A 14,623-nucleotide genomic window follows, 5' to 3' on the forward strand; every position below is an offset into this window, starting at 1 on the left:
ATGTTCGCAACAGACGTTCGAAAGGAGACAAAACAATGAATCGTGATAATAGAGTATATGGATACAACGAATATAAAGAATACTACGGAAGGGGAAATAGAATGGACAACAGGCGCAGAGATATGGATGGAACTCAGTATACATCGAATCGTACGATGGCAATTCGTGCAAACGGAGGAAGAAACAAAGCATATGTGTGCCAGATTCAAAGATATCTTATTATTTCTTTTCTGGCAGTGCTTTTAACCATCCTTGGTGTTATTTTAGGAAGCAACCTGCTTGCTTCTTCACAGAGCAAAGCTTCCAATGAGGTAAATACCTATAAATATTATACCAGCATTGAAGTACAGAAAGGGGATACTCTCTGGACGATTGCAGAGCAATATGCAGATGATGATGCCGATTATGCCTCTTATATCGAAGAAGTAAAGGAGATGAACCAGTTGACCAGTGATACCATCCATGCGGGAGAGTACCTTACTGTTTCTTATTCTTCCAGTGAATTTAAATAGGATTTCAGATATGACAGAACACAGAACGCTTTTAGATAAATTAGATACCTTTCTGGATAAATAAGATATACAAGAAGAGATTTTGTTTTAATGCTATTTTAAATATTATTTTTAATTTTATATTGACTTTTCATAGTAACCATATTAATATAGTAGGAAATTAGAAAAAGTATTATTTTCAACTACATATATCAAATTACATTATTTTAGACAAATGGAGGTTTACTATGAAAGAAATATTATGCTTTGGTGATTCAAATACTTACGGTTTAATTCCTGGCACAAAAGAGAGATATGGACGTGATACCAGATGGACAGGTCTTTTAGAACAACATTTATATGAAAAAGGTTATCGTATTATAGAAGAAGGTTTATGCGGTAGAACCACCGTCTTTGAAGATGAGCTAAGAGAGGGACGGAAGGGGGCTGCCTTACTTCCGACACTGTTAGAAAGCCACGCTCCAATTGACCGGGTTGTTCTTATGTTAGGAACGAATGACTGCAAAAGCTTATATCATGCATCAGCAGAAGTAATCGGACTTGGAATAGAACAATTATTAAAACAGATCCGGAAAATTGATTCAGATACCCGTATTTTGTTAATTTCTCCAATCCAATTGGGAGAAGGAGTTTGGGAGCCGGAGTTTGATCCTGAATTTAATCAAAAATCTGTTGAAGTATCTAAAAAATTAAAATCCGTTTATCAAAGAATTGCCCTAAAATACAATTGCGATTTTCTTGCTGCATCTGATATTGCAGCACCAAGCAGTGCTGATAGAGAACATTTAAATGAAGAGGGACATCAGAAGCTGGCAGAAGCAGTCCTTAAAGTGATTGCAGCATAATATGCTAAGAAATTTAAAATAAAATTTATCAGAAAAGAAAGAATAGTTGTCGAATTTTCGGAATGTGGTATAATAGTTATGTATTATTTTACGCATAGTACAAGATTAAAATATCAAGGAGTTAGAAAATGTTACGTTTTATATATGTTATTATAATGAATCTTTTTCGAGCCCCATATATTATACCGAAAATGAGAAAGTGGGCAGATCATCCGGAAAAATATTCGGAAGAGGAACGATATAAACTGGTTCGTCATGTCATTTATTTAATGAAGCGTTCCGGTAAAATCAAGACTGTAGCCTATGGCGAAGAAAATCTTCCAAAAGAAGGTGGATATGTTATGTATCCGAATCATCAGGGTAAATATGATGCTCTTGGTATCATAAGCACTCATAAGGAACCATGTTCCCTTGTTATGGACGAAGCAAAATCCCATACCATTCTGGTAAGCGAATTTGTTGACTTACTTCAGGGTAAGCGTTTAATAAAAGATAATGTCCGTCAGGCTTTGAAAATTATTACCGAAGTTTCAGAAGATGTAAAGAACGGAAAGAAATACATTCTTTTTCCGGAAGGTGGTTACGAATTCAATAACCGTAATCGTGTCTGTGATTTTAAAGCGGGTAGTTTTAAATCTGCAATAAAAGCACATGTACCAATTGTACCAATTGCGCTGATTGATTCCTACAAAGTCTTTAACAGTTTTTATCTGTGGCCAATTACTACACAGGTTCATTATTTGGAGCCGATTTATTACGAAGAGTATAAAGATATGAAATCCAAAGAAATTGCCGAATTAGTAAAACAGCGGATTCAGGATAAGATATCAAGTATTTTATAAGATTTATTATTTAAAAACAGTTTCCAAGATGGTGGTTATAATATATACCTACTTTTATAATGCCAAAATGGAAACTGTTTTACTTTTTTATAATATATTACTTATTTTTCTATTTTTACTCATCCCGTAAGTGAATATATTTTGGAGCGGTTTTTCGTCGTTCGTCCTCTAAGGCCGCATAATGCTTTTTCGTGGTATTTACATCTTTATGGCCTAAGACATCAGCCACCAGGTAAATATCGCCTGTTTCGCGATATAGTGACGTTCCATAGGTACTTCTCAGTTTATGCGGTGTAATATTCTTCATCGTGGTAATTAATTTCGAGTATTTTTTTACCAGATTTTCTACTGCTCGGACACCGATTCGTTTCTTCTGCAGGGAAAGGAAGAGGGCATTGGTGCTTCCCTCCACAGCTTCAATGGTATTTCTTTCTTCCAGATAATTCAAAAGAGCAGTGCGAACCTCATCACCGAAGTATACAACGACTTCTGCACCACCTTTTCGATGTACTTTGATTCCGTTGTTACGAAAGTCTACATCTGTGATATCAAGTCCCACACATTCAGAAACACGGATTCCTGTTCCTAAAAGCAATGTCATAATTGCAAGGTCACGACATTTGGTCTGTTCATGAAACTTTTGCTGGCGTTCGGTTAATTTTTCACCAGATTCAACTTCATCTAACAGCATAGCAACTTCATCTACATCAAGTCTCGTTATGGTTTTTTCGTGTTTTTTTGGCATCCGGACAAGCTGTGCAGGATTTTTTGTTATCATTTCTTTACAGAAATAGTAATTATAAAAGCTTCGTAAGCTTGCCAGTTTACGTGAAATGCCTCTTTCATCATTGGTATGCGCAACACCATTTTTTTCATAGACCCTTAAATAATCAAGATATTCCTCAATATCCATAGGCGAAATCTGGTCTAACAAATCGATAGTGAATTCATTTACCGGCTTTTTCGCACAAATGGGATTATTCTGATGTATAAAATCAAAAAATATACCTAAATCATATGCATAAGCCAATAGGGTCCGGGACGAAACAGACGCCTTCATTCCGATAAAAAACTCTCGGCAGAAGGGGGGCAGCTCCTTCTGAAGTTCACGTAACTTTAATTCATTTTTTGTATTTACTGATTCATAATATGCCTTTTCATTCATTGGATAATTGCCTCCAGTCTGGAATATTCCCATTTAAAATTGCTGTAAATAAACGGTTCTTTACACCAGGATGATCTTTATTAAGCTGTTGTAATAAATCTTTGGCATACTGACGCTTTGTTTTTCCATCAAATGTACATGGATTTTTAACAACAGGAAGATTGTAATGATTTTTAAAACCAATTACATCGACTTCCGGAACATACATCAGTGGCCGGATAACATCGAGATTGCTACGGTCGAGATGTGTAACAGGAGGAAATGTATAAAATCTTCCCTCGAACATAAGCGAAAGTAACATAGTTTCTATGATATCATCTTTATGATGCGCATAAGCAACTTTGTTGCAGCCAAGCTCAATGACAGCATGATTCAATGCTCCTTTACGAAGCTTTGCACAAAGAGAGCAGGGGCTATTCTTTTTGTTCTGCTCTTTTATAATTGCCCCAATCTGTGTTGGAATAATATGATATGGCACATCCAGCTTCTGACACAATGCTTTGATTTCTGTTAAATCAAAATCCGGATATCCCAAATCAACTGTTATGGCAGTAAGAGAGTAGTGCACCGGATAAAATCTGCGTAAACCAGCCAGGGCATATAACAGCGTAAGACTGTCTTTTCCTCCGGAAATACCAACCGCAATAGAATCATTTTCCTTAATCATCTGAAAATCATCCATTGCCTTTCTGGTATAACTATATAATTTTTGAAGTTTCATGAATAGCCTCCAGGTTTTGTGTTCATTGTGTTTTACGAATACATTATACATGAAAACTACTGGAAAATCTATGTCTTTACATATATAATAGGATAAGAGAATATGTAATGAAAGGAATTTTAGAAGAATGAAATTCGTAATACAGCGTGTTACACATGCCAAAGTTGAAGTTGAACAGAAAATTATTGGTTCCATTCAGAATGGCTACCTGGTATTAATCGGAATTGCTGAGGATGATAATGAAGAAATTGCAGATAAATTAGTTAAAAAGCTATTGGGATTAAGGATTTTTGCAGATGAGAATGGCAAGACAAATTTAAGTCTAAAGGATGTAAATGGATCCCTTTTGTTAGTTTCACAATTTACATTATATGCAGATTGCCGTAAGGGAAATCGACCGTCCTTTGTAAATGCAGGTAATCCAGAAAAAGCTAACGAATTATATGAATATATCATTGGAAAATGTCGTGACGAAGTTCCAGATGTACAAACTGGTTCCTTTGGAGCCGATATGAAGATAACTTTGCTGAATGACGGTCCATTTACAATTATATTAGATTCAAAAGACTTGATGTAAAATCTGCTTTGTGCGTTAGTATGGTATATATAGGGTGTAAGCTATCTATTCGCAAAACAAGAACGTAGTTTTGCGAAAGCGTAGGCAAAGCCGAAGCGATAATTTGTGCCATGCGAAGTTTTGATTCCGACCTTTGAGCGTGGCGGTTACAAATTATTTGCAAAATGGGTGTTTTGCGATATAGATATATTGTTCGTGTTTTTTATAGACAATCTCGTAAAAAAACGAGGTTGTCTATTTTTATGCTCATATTTTCGACAACCTTTCGGGTGGAAAGGTGTTGCCCCTACTTGACTATGGCAACACAACTCAATCATTTGGAGGAAACATGGCTTACAACATTAAGATTATAGAGTATGAAAACGGTCAAATAGAAATTTTACATTACGCACAGGGGGTTCGTACTCGTATTGATGGAGAGACTGCTTATATTGATGATGTTCTTAGTGCAAATGATACGCTTTATAAGGATAATGCGGAATATGTATATAATCCGTTTACAGAAAAAATGCAACGCTATGTACCAGAGAGTGAAGCATTTTATGAAATGTGTAAAAAGAATCATTCGTTGATGTCATCCTATAATCGTACTCGCTCGGCGTTATATTCATATGCTCGTCAATGTAATTGGGAATACTTCGTTACATTTACATTTTCAAAAATTAAAATTGACCGTTACGACTTTACGGCTTGTATGAGTAAAGTGCGAGTGTGGTTTAACAATACCAGGCAAAGAAAAGCTATTGATTTGAAATATCTTATTGTTCCAGAACAGCATAAGGATGGAGCATGGCATGTTCATGGATTAATAGCTAGTGTTGGAAACATAGAATTTTCTGATTCTGGTAAAAGGTATAAAGGTCAAATCATTTATAACTTGACTGGCTGGAAGAATGGATTTTCTACGGCTACAAAGATTGTTGATACCTATAAGGCTTCTGCATATATAGTCAAATACATAACAAAAGAATTGTGTTCCATTACCAAAGGAAAACAACGTTATTATGTTTCTCAAAATATACCCAAGCCTGTTGTAAGTACCGCATTAATAGATACACCAGAAGTTGATAATTTTATTCAGACGGTTGCAGATTCTCTCGGCGCAGATTTTGAACGTGAGAAAACTGTTCATGGCTATCTGGATGTAAGTTATAAATATTTTAGAAAGCATGAAGAAAAGGAGACGAAGAGAGATGGTGAACAGTGAAGAAAATGAAAAGATGGCAGATATTAAGATTATAGTATCTGCAAAGACACAATCACAGGCGGTTTACATTGAGGCGGTGGTTATTCCAGAAATAACAAGTGTGTTAGAAAAGTACAAAAAAGATATTGTCGAATTAGGAGAGGAGCAGTAAAGATGGTTAAATTAGTCGGATATGTGGAAATGAAAAAGAAAGTAGGCAAGGTTCTTTTTGTCGAACAGGATGGAAGCGAAGAATGCATCGGTAAATCAACGGATAAGATATTTTTATTCGATGATTTATCCCAAAAAATTAAGCCAGAATCAGTTGGTCATGAGTTGGTTGTTAGTTATAACTGTGGTTACAATGGCAAGGCTTATGTTGCTGATATTACTGTGAAGTAGGGGATGCTATGGAAAATGTTTTGAGTACAGAAGTATCAGAAACAATTACAGAAGTTGCATCTAGTGATTTAATTACCCATGCAGGAAACATGGAAGTATTGCTTATATGTGTATTGTTCGGAATCGGTGTATTGTGTGGACTGGTTATCGCAAGAATATTGTTCAATAAGGTGAGGTATTAAGATGCAAACATATGATATTTATGGTGCAATTACAATCTTCGGAATGGGTATTATAGGCGGTTTTCTATTCGGTTGCTCATGTGAGGTTATATCATTTGCAATCGGTGGAATTATAAAGTTTTTTAAAAAAGCATGAAAAGGAGGAAATAACAATGGAAGGTATTCAGACTGCATTAACAGAAGCGTTTACAACTGTTGCTACCAATTGCAATGCTGCAATTGCTAACGTATTACCTATCGCATTAGGCATTGTTGGTGCTGTAATGGTTGTTACATTCGGCATCAAAGTGTTTAAGAAGTTGACCGGTAAAGCGTAAGGTGCGTTTAGCAACTGACTGGCATGGAATGAATTTTCCATGCCAGTTTTTGAATTAAAGGAGATAACATAATGAAAACAATTGCTAAAAGAATATGTATGATATTTATGGCGTTATATTTATCTGTGTCAACTGTTGTATGTGACTATCAGGAGACGCAAGCTGCAGAATGGGCTTATACTCTATGGTCGCTGAGTGAAGTTGTTGGAACGCTTCTCGGTATGTTGGGAATTACATGGACTGCAGCAGAAGTATATGAAAATCATGATGAGATGGAAAAAGATGCTCGTTCAATACTTGGTTCCATGAAATCTGCTGTTGATTCTGAGATGGATGGAATAGACGAAACGTTTGATATTTGGTTGGATGGTGTGGTACAAGATGCTCAGGAGACTGGACGTATTGTTATGGATGCTGGCTCGGATGGGTGGCATAAGTTGAAAGAATGGGCGGCAGAGATGTTCGCCGGAACTGATGGTTCAAAGGTCGGAAGTAAACCACACGAAGCTTATCCAACATTAACGCCGGGGTCAATTGCAGATACGCTTTCTATTGAATTACCGTATTTAACCACTGCACAGATGGAGCAGATAAAAGCTAAGTATGATGATACGGATTTTAACGCGTTGACTATTTATAAATACCAATCAAATCAAACTAAATTATATCCATATGCTGGGTCTGACATTCCATGCACTGTATATTATTATTATATTACTGCCTATAATGTGCCGGATAAAGCAACTGTAAAAGGGCGGTATGCAGGCTATAATAATTATTCCGGTGGCTTGGTTTACGATATATATATAATGCGGATGGGATTCTATATAATACAATTAATGCAATGTCGGGGAATGGTATGGTTTATCAAGTTGCTATAGGTACTGACAACAAGCCTATCTATCGTTATGCGCCTAGTTATGGTGTAAGTAAAGCTATTGAAGCAACGCAAGGTACATATTTATTTAATGGTAGTATTACTAATAAGTATGGTGTAGCGCAATTAATTGATTGCGTAAATTGTAAGGGGCGTGTTTTGTATTCAACAATTCCGATAGATGGCGTGCGTGGAGATTTAGCACCGGATGTTATATTCCCCAATATCTTAGGTGGATTGTCTGTACCAGATTCTATATTAGATTTGATAAATAGTGGAACTTATCCCGATGCATATGATGTTGTTACTCCGGGGCAAACTGCTGGAGAAGATGAAGCAGGAAACAGAGTTATAAATGGTGATATTGATGTCCCAGTGTCAGATATTCCAGTTGGTGGAGTAGCAGAGGGTGACGCAGTTATTGATTTACCTATACCGGGAGTAACTCCAGTTGATAAAGTTGGGGATGTTGTTATTGATACGGATATTCCAATTGATGATGTTATAGACGATTCAACTAATCCAGATCCGCCAACGGATGATAAAGATAACCAATTAAAGTATGAAGGATGGACAACTATTTTCCCGTTCTGTATCCCATTTGATTTGGTTCGGTGCTTCGAAGTATTAAAGGCAAAGCCTGTTGCTCCAGACTGGGAATATACTCTAAGGGTTGATTCGTTGAATTTTGAATATACATTCCATCTAAATTTTAACAAGGTACGACCACTGGTAACAATATTTAGGACTGGAGTATTACTAACATTCATTGTTGGTCTAATTTTGGTAACACGAAACATTATAAAAGGATAGGGGGATTTTTATGGATTTTTCAGCAGTATCTGGTATATTTGATAAGATATTAAAGTATTTACCAACAAGTCCATTTATAACATTTATAAATAAAATGCAGGACTTACCATACTTAGGCTATCTAAATTACTTCTTGCCTATAAGTCAGATTATTGCAATTGGTGAAGCGTGGCTTGTGGCGATTGGTCTGTTTTACGCATATCAGATTGTATTAAGATGGATTAAAGCAATAGAATAGGGGGAATGTATTTTGATAACGTTATATTCTGGAACGCCGGGTTCTGGTAAGTCGTTACACTTAGCGGAAAAGTTGTATTATAGGATTCGTTCCGGGCGTCCAACAATCTGCAATTTTGATGTTCATGTAAATTATAAGAAGATAAAGGCTAAAAGATTCTATGATTCATTCTGTTATATCGACAATCTGGAACTGACACCGCAAAGACTTATAGATTACTCGCAAAAGTTATTTAAAAATAAAAGACCAAAAGAGGGTAGTATATTATTAGTAATTGATGAGTGTCAGATTCTATTTAATTCAAGGGATTGGGGACGTACTGGACGTAATGAGTGGCTATCATTTTTTACACAGCATCGAAAATATGGATATGATATTGTTCTGGTTAGCCAGTTTGACAGAATGATAGATAGACAGATACGTTCACTAATAGAATATGAATTTGTCCATAGAAAAGTATCTAATTATGGTTGGATGGGAAAAGTATTATCCATATGCAGCATAGGCAATTTATTTGTATCGGTTAAACTCTGGTATCCAATGAAAGAAAAGGTAGGTAGTCAATTCTTTAAGGCTCATAAAAAATACTATAGTTTATATGATACCTATAACATATTTACAACGCCTGGTTGAATGGGTGGGGCATGGGGTCCCCACCATGATGCCAGGCGTTGCGATATGTTAAAAAATCATATAACCATTTTTGCGTAACCACATTACAAATAATATGATTATAAAAGTGGCAACAATTCCACAAATATCGGTAAAAACGGATTTGTTCCCGCTACCAGATACACGATATGTTTTAGGTTTAATTTTGATTTCTTTGAATCTGTTTTTTTTGCTCATGATGTACCCCCTATATCATTAGAATGAATAATTGTATTGTAACATATCTAGTAGTGGAGCGTCCAGTAATCCCGAGACAACAAGGTGAGAAGTGGCGAAAGCGCAGCTTTGGGAAGCTGTGCTTGTTCACCCATGCATATAAAAGCCTAATTTTGTCAACGGCTACGTTTTTTTAGACACTGGTTTTGTGGCCTAAAAAAATCAACCGAATGGTTGACCGTTTACTAAATTCGGTTTTTATGTAAGAAGTAGCTCGCCCATCAGGAGCTAGCAACAATTCCAACCGTGTGTTGACACACGGTTTTATTATGGGAAAATCTCTGGATTTTCCCTACCTTTGCACATAGAAATCAATGCGTCAACTCCTTGTTTTTGCTCGCAAAAATTGTATTCATAAAACGTTTTTATTTATGAATACAAGAGTTTACGTGTTGTATTTTATGTGCTAGAACAAATAAAACGTTGACTTTTGTGCGTCGGTATGCTATAAAAAGAGTACGAGGTTATCTATTCGCAAAACACAGCTTTTACGAATAAATGCTGCCATTTTAAGCCGATTAGCACCGACGCACGCATAAATGCCTTTGACTTACATAGGCATTCCTGCTTTATAGCAAATGAGTGAAAACTATGAATGAAAAATAAAAAGTGCATGAACCCTAAAGTTTCTTTTGGAATACTTTAAAAGTTCATGCGCTTTTTGGTTCTTATTTCATAAGATATAATGCACGATACTGTAAAATCATTTCTACACATTTATCAATGCCAAGAGCGCTGCTGTCTAAGGTCAGATGATAGCTTCTTGAGTCGCCCCATTTCTTGCTGGTATAGTAATTGTAGTAGCTGGCACGCTGTTTATCCTTTTTCTGGATTGCATCCTTTGCTTTGGATTCATTTACCTGCAATTCCGCAGCTACACGTTTTGTCCGGAATTCCTTGTCAGCATGAATAAATACATTGATGCAGTTTGGATTTTCTGCCAGTGCATAGTCGGCGCAGCGACCAACAATGACACAGGATTCTTTTTCAGCAATTTTCTTAATGGTTTCAAACTGTGCTAAAAATACTTTGTGATTTAACGGCATATCTAAAAATGGTGCGGATGAATAGCCATTTATGGAATATGTATCCATAACTAAAGAATATAAGAAACTGTTCGTTGGCTTTTCGTCCTGATTTTCAAAAATTTCACGGCAGAAACCGCTTTCTTTTGCAGCCTCCTGTAAAAGCTCTTTATCATAAAACTTTATGCCGAGACGATCTGCAACTTTCTTGCCAATTTCTCTTCCGCCACTTCCAAATTCACGTCCGATGGTTATAACAACATTATTTCCCATAGCAATCACCTCTTTATGCAAAATATATAACTTGATAGATGAATTATAACATATTTAGTGCATTATTCCTAGTATTTTCTGAAAATAAATAAAATTTTTTAAAATTAAAAACAGTCAATCACTAAATATTACTGAAAATAATACCGTAGAAAGCATAAAAAATTGAAGAAGAATCCTGAATTAATTCTTCCTCAATTTATTTAAAAGATCTTCAAAATATTCCGGAATCGGTGCTTTAAACTCAACATATTCTCCGGTTGTCGGATGCACAAATCCAATGATATAAGCATGAAGGGTCTGTCCTTGCAGATGATATGGATTCTTCAGACTGCCATATACGGTATCGCCCAGTAAGGGATGACCAATACTTGCCATGTGAACACGAATCTGATGGGTACGTCCCGTTTCCAGTTTGAATTCCATATAAGTTGCATCTTTTAGACGCTCTATAACACGGTAATGGGTAATTGCGGTTTTCCCATTTCGTTCATTAATTGCCATTTTCTTACGGTCTTTTGGATGACGTCCGATTGCGCCTTCAATGGTGCCGGAATCTTCTTTTACAATGCCTTTTACAATGCCACGATACAGCCGGTTAACGGAATGCACTTTAATCTGTTCTGCAATCAGACGATGGCTCTGGTCATTTTTGCATATAATCAGTGAACCGGTGGTATCCTTATCAATTCGATGAACGATGCCTGGCCGGATTTCACCATTGATTCCGGAAAGATTTTCCCTGCAATGGTACATGATTGCATTTACAAGCGTTCCGCTGTAATGTCCGGGACATGGATGTACAACCATATCTTTGGGTTTATTAACGATAATTACATCATCATCTTCATACAAGATGTCTAATGGAATAGCTTCTGGTAAAATGGTTGTCTTTACCGCATCTGGTATGGTCACAGAAACCATATCTTCTATATGCATCCGATAATTTGCTTTTGATTGCGGCACATCATTGACCAATACCAGCCCGTCTTTTATCAGCTTCTGAAAGAAACTTCTGGACTGTTCCGGGTAGATAGCAGCCAGAAACTTATCCAGACGTTCCTCTTCATATTCATCTGTAACTTCAAAAGTTTCCTTATGCATAAAAGAAATTTCCCCCTACTCTTCCGCTTTTTTGTTCTTCATAAATGGGAAAATCTGACCTAATTCCTCTTCCTTATAATAAAACAGCATCAGCAGAATAAAGAGAATACATGCTACTACCACATAAATATCTGCAACATTAAAAATTGGGAAATTAATTAGCTTAAAATAAAAGAAATCAATGACATACTGGTGTACAACACGGTCAATCATATTTCCAATAGCACCGGCAACAATCAGTACAGCAACAATGCGGATTGGTGTAAATCTTTTCGTCAGTGGAATATTATGATAAAGAATTACCACTATTACAAGGAAAATCAATGTCCCAATCACAAAAAAAGTTTTCTTTCCCTGCATAATACCAAAGGCTGCCCCCTGATTTTCAAGATACTGCAATTCAAAAACGTTCTTAATAATTGGAATTGCAGCCTGTCCTTTGAGATGAAGCACGGCTAAATATTTTACTATCTGGTCGAGAAAAAGCAATACTGCTGTACTCAATATAGTAATTATATACATAATTTTCTTATTCATAAATCTATCGCCTTTCGTCTTTTTTATGAAACATACTGCCGGAAGTGGATTTTCATCATTAATCAAACATACTGCCGGAAACGGATTTTCATCTTACTTTTCTTTGTGGTGCCAATTTCCCCATCAAAAATAAATTTTCCGGTTCCGCGGATGGAAATCACATCATTTTGTTTACATAAGTATGTGTTATGTAAACACTCTGCACCATTGATAAAAATTTTACCGGATTGTATCAGCACAACCGACTGGCTTCTTGATTTTCCACTCATGGCAGCTATCACACTATCTAAGCGATTCGATGCCACAATTTTTTCGAATTCTTTTAATTCTGGCTCCACTGCCATAGCTGATGGTTCTTCTAAAACACAATGTACTATAGTATGACATACCTGTTGAAGTTCCTCGGCTATGTAATCGGCAATTTCCCTTTTTACAAAAAGGTAAGCCTTATTATCCTTTATCAGAATGTCTCCAAGCTTCTCTCTTGCAATGCCAAGATTCATCAATGCTCCCAATACATCACGGTGGGAAATTGTATCTGCAAATTTCGGATAAGCCGGTGCAATTTCAATACATTTAATCGGATAACTCCATTCATAATAAAGAGCATCAGGAAGAAAAGCTGCTATCTGACGCTCTGCATAAAAACAGCCGCCCGATAATTCATAGGTAATTCCCAATGATCCGGCGCAGCTATTTAAGATATTCTGTTCATTCAGGGTAAGAAAATCGCTGAAACAGACAATCCCCTTGCGTTGTGCCTGCTGGAACAAGTCCAGGAAGCGTTTTTTTATTAATTGTTCGTCCTGCATCATAGCTATATCACATCATATATTTTGATTGTAATACTATTAACGAAAATCTGTCTGAATGGACGAACCGGAGAAGCTGTCTAAAATCTCCTGGAAGTCACCTGAAATATCAACAGATTCCGGTGTAATAATAAAGATATAATTGGATATTTTTTGCAAATTCCCATTGATTGCATAACAGGAACCAGAGGTAAAGTCAATAATTCTCTGGGCAATCTCAACATCCAGACCCTCTACATTCAATACAACGGTACGGTTCATAAGAAGAGTCTCCGTAATCTCTCTTGCATCCTCAAAAGAGGTTGGCTTAATCACACAGACTGCCATATTACCATTCTGCTTCCGGCTGCTGCGCATTGGAGTAATCTTGCTGACTGCCTTTGGTTTCTCCTTTACAACAGGCTCATCGAAATCGTCATCCTCTTCCTCATGCTTATGGAAAAGCTTTTTCTTTGGCTTTTCTTCTTCCTCATCATCATAATAATCGTCATCATAGAAATCATCATCGTCATCATCTGAGTTCAAACGCATAACATCCATAAATTTATCAAAAAGACCCATTGTTCATTCTCCTAACTACTTATTTATTATAATTTCTTTCGCCAAAAATTCCGGTACCGACACGAACCATTGTAGCACCTTCCTCAATGGCAACCATATAATCTCCTGTCATACCCATGGACAGGACATTCATAGATACATTATCAATGTTTTTTGCGGCTATGTCAACAGATAATTGGCGGATATTCCGAAAATATTGACGGTTATCTTCTGGATTTTCTACAAACGGAGCAATAGTCATAAGTCCTTTTATCCGTACATTTTCAAGCTGTGCAATCTGTTCTACCAGTGCAATGGCATCCTCTGCATGAATACCAAATTTGCTGCTTTCTTCAGCAATATTGACTTCCACGAGAATTGGAACTGTGATATTTTTCTTCTTTGCCTGAATATTAATTTCTTCAGCGAGACGATAAGAATCTACAGAATGAATCAGGCAGACCTTATCAACGATATATTTCACTTTATTTCTCTGTAAATGACCAATCATATGCCATTTGATATCCTGTGGAAGCTCATCATATTTTTCTACCAGCTCCTGCACTTTATTTTCCCCAAAGTCACGGATGTTTTCATCGTAAATTTCCTGCAGCATTGGTACCGGCTTGGTCTTGCTGACAGCAATCAATGTTACATCTTCCGGATTCCTTCCGGACTTTTCACATGCCTTTAAAATATTTTCCTGCACTTCTTTTAAGTTTTCTTTCAGCATTTTATACACCTCTTAATCTCATGATATCATTTTATGA

Annotated in this window: 22 protein-coding genes; 13 read left to right on the forward strand and 9 right to left on the reverse strand. The window is 36.4% G+C overall.

All coding sequences use genetic code 11. The features are described 5' to 3' along the window. The first annotated feature begins 35 nt into the window (after nt 1-35). The 3 genes from yneA (at nt 36) to DWY37_RS01655 (ending at nt 2,199) form a co-directional block, all read left to right on the forward strand. On the forward strand, nt 36-512 hold the full coding sequence (yneA, locus tag DWY37_RS01645; RefSeq protein WP_118172572.1) for a cell division suppressor protein YneA: 477 nt from the start codon (nt 36-38) through the stop codon (nt 510-512). A gap of 227 nt (nt 513-739) precedes the next feature. Next, nucleotides 740-1,357, forward strand: a complete 618-nt coding sequence (locus tag DWY37_RS01650) for an SGNH/GDSL hydrolase family protein (RefSeq protein ID WP_118540701.1) — start codon at nt 740-742, stop codon at nt 1,355-1,357. Nucleotides 1,358-1,485: 128 nt separating this feature from the next. Next, nucleotides 1,486-2,199, forward strand: a complete 714-nt coding sequence (locus DWY37_RS01655; protein ID WP_118057466.1) for a lysophospholipid acyltransferase family protein — start codon at nt 1,486-1,488, stop codon at nt 2,197-2,199. 115 nt (nt 2,200-2,314) lie between these two features. Here DWY37_RS01655 and DWY37_RS01660 read toward each other — a convergent pair whose 3' ends face one another. Both DWY37_RS01660 and DWY37_RS01665 read right to left on the reverse strand, forming a co-directional pair. Continuing rightward, nucleotides 2,315-3,364, reverse strand: coding sequence for a tyrosine-type recombinase/integrase (locus DWY37_RS01660; RefSeq protein ID WP_118544386.1), 1,050 nt, complete (start codon nt 3,362-3,364; stop codon nt 2,315-2,317). Beyond that, entirely contained in the window at nt 3,357-4,085 is a 729-nt protein-coding gene (locus tag DWY37_RS01665; RefSeq protein WP_118540699.1) for a tRNA lysidine(34) synthetase, read from the reverse strand. Before DWY37_RS01665 ends, DWY37_RS01660 begins: the two co-directional genes overlap by 8 nt. Before the next feature lie 127 nt (nt 4,086-4,212). Here DWY37_RS01665 and dtd point away from each other — a divergent pair, with 127 nt between their 5' ends. The 10 genes from dtd (at nt 4,213) to DWY37_RS01700 (ending at nt 9,310) form a co-directional block, all read left to right on the forward strand. Beyond that, complete coding sequence (dtd, locus tag DWY37_RS01670) at nt 4,213-4,662, forward strand: D-aminoacyl-tRNA deacylase (protein ID WP_117699216.1); 450 nt, start codon at nt 4,213-4,215, stop codon at nt 4,660-4,662. Nucleotides 4,663-4,990: 328 nt separating this feature from the next. After that, a complete protein-coding gene (locus DWY37_RS01675; protein ID WP_118540697.1) occupies nt 4,991-5,869 on the forward strand; it encodes a rolling circle replication-associated protein in 879 nt (292 codons plus the stop codon). Then, nucleotides 5,856-6,020, forward strand: a complete 165-nt coding sequence (locus DWY37_RS15755) for a hypothetical protein (protein ID WP_158575634.1) — start codon at nt 5,856-5,858, stop codon at nt 6,018-6,020. The genes DWY37_RS01675 and DWY37_RS15755 overlap by 14 nt, the downstream gene beginning before the upstream one ends. Before the next feature lie 2 nt (nt 6,021-6,022). Continuing rightward, a complete protein-coding gene (locus DWY37_RS01680; protein ID WP_118540695.1) occupies nt 6,023-6,250 on the forward strand; it encodes a hypothetical protein in 228 nt (75 codons plus the stop codon). Nucleotides 6,251-6,258: 8 nt separating this feature from the next. Next, nucleotides 6,259-6,432 (forward strand): hypothetical protein, encoded by a 174-nt coding sequence (locus tag DWY37_RS15760; RefSeq protein WP_158575632.1) that lies wholly within the window; start codon nt 6,259-6,261, stop codon nt 6,430-6,432. A gap of 152 nt (nt 6,433-6,584) precedes the next feature. Further along, nucleotides 6,585-6,749 (forward strand): hypothetical protein, encoded by a 165-nt coding sequence (locus tag DWY37_RS15765; protein WP_158575630.1) that lies wholly within the window; start codon nt 6,585-6,587, stop codon nt 6,747-6,749. A 71-nt stretch (nt 6,750-6,820) separates the two neighbouring features. Further along, nucleotides 6,821-7,630, forward strand: coding sequence for a hypothetical protein (locus DWY37_RS01685; RefSeq protein WP_118540693.1), 810 nt, complete (start codon nt 6,821-6,823; stop codon nt 7,628-7,630). After that, complete coding sequence (locus DWY37_RS01690; RefSeq protein WP_118540691.1) at nt 7,609-8,439, forward strand: hypothetical protein; 831 nt, start codon at nt 7,609-7,611, stop codon at nt 8,437-8,439. Before DWY37_RS01685 ends, DWY37_RS01690 begins: the two co-directional genes overlap by 22 nt. A gap of 10 nt (nt 8,440-8,449) precedes the next feature. Further along, on the forward strand, nt 8,450-8,677 hold the full coding sequence (locus tag DWY37_RS01695; RefSeq protein WP_118540689.1) for a hypothetical protein: 228 nt from the start codon (nt 8,450-8,452) through the stop codon (nt 8,675-8,677). A gap of 12 nt (nt 8,678-8,689) precedes the next feature. Beyond that, nucleotides 8,690-9,310, forward strand: a complete 621-nt coding sequence (locus DWY37_RS01700; protein ID WP_118540687.1) for a zonular occludens toxin domain-containing protein — start codon at nt 8,690-8,692, stop codon at nt 9,308-9,310. Nucleotides 9,311-9,358: 48 nt separating this feature from the next. Here DWY37_RS01700 and DWY37_RS15770 read toward each other — a convergent pair whose 3' ends face one another. From DWY37_RS15770 to DWY37_RS01730, 7 genes are all read right to left on the reverse strand, one after another. Next, the gene (locus DWY37_RS15770; protein WP_158575628.1) at nt 9,359-9,526 is read right to left on the reverse strand and encodes a hypothetical protein; all 168 of its coding nucleotides are present in this window, start codon (nt 9,524-9,526) and stop codon (nt 9,359-9,361) included. 707 nt (nt 9,527-10,233) lie between these two features. Continuing rightward, a complete protein-coding gene (locus tag DWY37_RS01705; RefSeq protein ID WP_022243824.1) occupies nt 10,234-10,863 on the reverse strand; it encodes a cytidylate kinase-like family protein in 630 nt (209 codons plus the stop codon). Between the two features lie 180 nt (nt 10,864-11,043). Beyond that, the gene (locus tag DWY37_RS01710) at nt 11,044-11,964 is read right to left on the reverse strand and encodes an RluA family pseudouridine synthase (RefSeq protein ID WP_117841057.1); all 921 of its coding nucleotides are present in this window, start codon (nt 11,962-11,964) and stop codon (nt 11,044-11,046) included. A 15-nt stretch (nt 11,965-11,979) separates the two neighbouring features. Continuing rightward, nucleotides 11,980-12,501 (reverse strand): signal peptidase II, encoded by a 522-nt coding sequence (gene lspA / locus DWY37_RS01715; protein WP_118540685.1) that lies wholly within the window; start codon nt 12,499-12,501, stop codon nt 11,980-11,982. Between the two features lie 62 nt (nt 12,502-12,563). Further along, a complete protein-coding gene (locus tag DWY37_RS01720) occupies nt 12,564-13,316 on the reverse strand; it encodes a YlmH family RNA-binding protein (protein WP_118176843.1) in 753 nt (250 codons plus the stop codon). 36 nt (nt 13,317-13,352) lie between these two features. Then, nucleotides 13,353-13,874: a cell division protein SepF gene (locus tag DWY37_RS01725; protein WP_117699220.1), complete on the reverse strand. Its 522-nt coding sequence runs from the start codon at nt 13,872-13,874 to the stop codon at nt 13,353-13,355. A 19-nt stretch (nt 13,875-13,893) separates the two neighbouring features. Further along, the gene (locus DWY37_RS01730) at nt 13,894-14,586 is read right to left on the reverse strand and encodes a YggS family pyridoxal phosphate-dependent enzyme (protein WP_117841055.1); all 693 of its coding nucleotides are present in this window, start codon (nt 14,584-14,586) and stop codon (nt 13,894-13,896) included. Nucleotides 14,587-14,623: the final 37 nt, after the last annotated feature.

Origin of the sequence: Roseburia sp. AF25-13LB (assembly GCF_003478915.1) — a bacterium.
Taxonomy (GTDB): Bacteria; Bacillota; Clostridia; order Lachnospirales; family Lachnospiraceae; genus Roseburia_C; species Roseburia_C amylophila.